Raw genomic sequence first — 2,638 nt, 5'->3', positions numbered from 1 at the left:
GCCCGCCCCGTCGAGGTGCGGGGCGCGCGGCCCCGCAGACGCGGCGCCCAGCCCAAGGTGGTCGCGCTCGGCGGCGGCATGGGCCTGTCCGCCTCGCTCGCCGCGCTGCGGCGGATCACCGGTGACCTCACCGCCGTGGTCACCGTCGCCGACGACGGCGGCTCCAGCGGACGTCTCCGTGACGAGCTGGGCGTGCTGCCCCCCGGCGACCTCCGCAAGGCGCTGGCCGCGCTGTGCGGGGACGACGAGTGGGGCCAGACCTGGGCCCGGGTCATCCAGCACCGCTTTCAGTCCCAGGGCGACCTGCACGACCACGCGGTCGGGAATGTGCTCATCGTCGCCCTGTGGGAGCAGCTCGGCGACCATGTGATGGCGCTCGACCTGGTCGGCAGGCTGCTCGGGGCACACGGCCGGGTGCTGCCCATGTCGGCGGTGCCGCTGGAGCTGCAGGCCCTGGTCAAGGGACACGATCCGGACCGGCCGGACGACGTGGACACCGTGCGGGGACAGGCGACGGTCGCGCTGACGCCGGGTGAGGTGCAGTCGGTGCACGTGGTGCCCTCCGACCCGCCGGCCGTCCCCGAGGCGGTGGAAGCGGTACTCGACGCGGACTGGGTGGTGCTCGGGCCGGGCTCCTGGTTCTCCTCTGTCATCCCGCACCTCCTCGTGCCCGAACTGCTCGACGCGCTCACCCAGACCAAGGCGCGCCGGGTCCTCCCGCTGAACCTCGCCCCGCAACCCGGCGAAACCGAGGGCTTCTCACCGCAGCGTCATTTGGAGGTTTTGGGGCGACACGCCCCTAAACTCGCCCTGGACGTGGTGCTGGCCGACGAGGCGGCCGTGCCCGACCGCGATTCGCTCACCGAGGCCGCCAAGCGGCTGGGAGCCGCGGTCGAGCTGGCGCCGGTGGCCCGGACCGACGGAACTCCCCGGCACGATCCGGAGCTGCTGGCCGCCGCGTACGACCGTATTTTTCGGATGCATGGAAGGATCGGCCCATGGCGATGACGGCAGCGGTGAAGGATGAGATCTCCCGGCTTCCCGTCACCCGGACCTGCTGCAGAAAGGCGGAGGTCTCCGCCATTCTGCGGTTCGCCGGCGGCCTCCACCTGGTGAGCGGGCGCATTGTGATCGAGGCGGAACTGGACACCGCGATGGCAGCCCGGCGCCTCAAGCGGGACATCCTGGAGATCTTCGGCCACAGTTCCGAGCTGATCGTGATGGCGCCCGGCGGCCTGCGGCGCGGCTCGCGCTACGTGGTGCGGGTTGTGGCGGGCGGCGACCAGCTGGCCCGGCAGACCGGGCTCGTGGACGGCCGGGGCCGCCCGATCCGGGGCCTGCCCCCGCAGGTCGTCTCCGGCGCCACCTGTGACGCCGAGGCCGCCTGGCGCGGCGCCTTCCTGGCGCACGGTTCGCTCACCGAGCCCGGCCGGTCCTCCTCGCTGGAGGTCACCTGCCCCGGCCCCGAGGCCGCGCTCGCGCTGGTCGGCGCGGCCCGCAGGCTGTCGATCGCCGCGAAGGCCCGCGAGGTGCGGGGCGTGGACCGGGTCGTGGTCCGCGACGGCGACGCCATCGGCGCCCTGCTCACCCGGCTCGGTGCGCACGAGTCGGTGCTGGCCTGGGAGGAGCGCCGGATGCGGCGCGAGGTCCGCGCGACCGCCAACCGGCTCGCCAACTTCGACGACGCCAACCTGCGCCGTTCGGCGCGGGCCGCCGTCGCCGCCGGGGCGCGGGTGCAGCGGGCGCTGGAGATCCTGGGCGAGGAAGTGCCCGAGCACCTCGCCGCCGCGGGCCGGCTGCGCATGGAGCACAAGCAGGCGTCCCTGGAGGAGCTGGGCGCGCTGGCCGACCCGCCGCTGACCAAGGACGCGGTGGCCGGCCGTATCCGCCGGCTGCTGGCGATGGCCGACAAGCGCGCCTCCGACCTCGGTATCCCGAGCACCGAGGCCAACCTTTCCGAGGAGCTGGCGGACAACCTCGCGGGCTGATCCCCAAGGCGCCAAGGCAGGGAAAACGCCGCACAGACGCCGGTGCCGCCGCCCGTTCGGGTGGTCGGCACCGGCGTTTCGCGTGTCCTTGGGGCGCTCTTGACTCGATCATGCAGTGACATGAGCCTGGCAACCTGTTCGCCGCTGTGGCGGACCACCGCGAGGGGGGTTCATGAGACACCCAGTGAGACCCGCAGCCCGGCCCACAGCCAGACCCGCGGCCAGAGCGGTCCTCGCCGTCGGGGCGCTGCTGGCCGGGGCGGCCTGCCTCACGCCCGTCGCCCAGGCGCGGGAGAGCGCGCCCGCCGGCAGCGGCGACGAGGTCAAGGTCTTCCGGGCCGAGGTCACCCGCGCCCAGGTGCCCCTGCTGCTCAGGGCGGGCCAGGACGCCCATGAGCTGGGGGAGCGGGTGGGGGCGAGCGGCCGGACCGCCGTCGAGGCCTACCTCACCGACCGGCAGGCCCGCGGCCTGAAAGAACAGGGCGTCCGCCTCACCGAGCACGCCCTGCCGAGCGGCGCGAACAAGCGCCTCGCGGCCGCCGCCCAGGGCGTGTTCCGCCCGTACAGCGGCAGCGGCGGGCTCAAGGAGGAGATCCTGCGGACCGCGCAGGAGAACCCCGGTCTCGCCAAGGTCGAGTCCATCGGCCGTA

The 2,638-nt window shown here is 74.0% G+C and carries 2 protein-coding genes and 1 pseudogene; all 3 read left to right on the top strand.

Going from position 1 to position 2,638, the window contains the following annotated elements; all coding sequences use genetic code 11:
- The first annotated feature begins 15 nt into the window (after positions 1-15).
- Complete coding sequence (gene yvcK / locus GT030_RS25825) at positions 16-1,008, top strand: uridine diphosphate-N-acetylglucosamine-binding protein YvcK (RefSeq protein WP_346009747.1); 993 nt, start codon at positions 16-18, stop codon at positions 1,006-1,008.
- On the top strand, positions 999-1,988 hold the full coding sequence (gene whiA / locus GT030_RS25820; protein WP_030809753.1) for a DNA-binding protein WhiA: 990 nt from the start codon (positions 999-1,001) through the stop codon (positions 1,986-1,988). Before yvcK ends, whiA begins: the two co-directional genes overlap by 10 nt.
- 184 nt (positions 1,989-2,172) lie before the next feature.
- Positions 2,173-2,638 (top strand): annotated as a pseudogene (locus GT030_RS25815) (zinc carboxypeptidase); the annotation flags it as partial.

The sequence above is a fragment of the Streptomyces sp. SID1328 genome (genome assembly GCF_009865595.1).
Lineage (GTDB): Bacteria > Actinomycetota > Actinomycetes > Streptomycetales > Streptomycetaceae > Streptomyces > Streptomyces griseoluteus.
This window is presented reverse-complemented; position numbering and strand designations above follow the sequence as displayed.

What these genes read in the sequence shown, in the direction of transcription:
- whiA (WP_030809753.1), top strand. Translation starts at nt 999, where the DNA reads ATGGCGATGACGGCAGCGGTGAAGGATGAGATCTCCCGGCTTCCCGTC.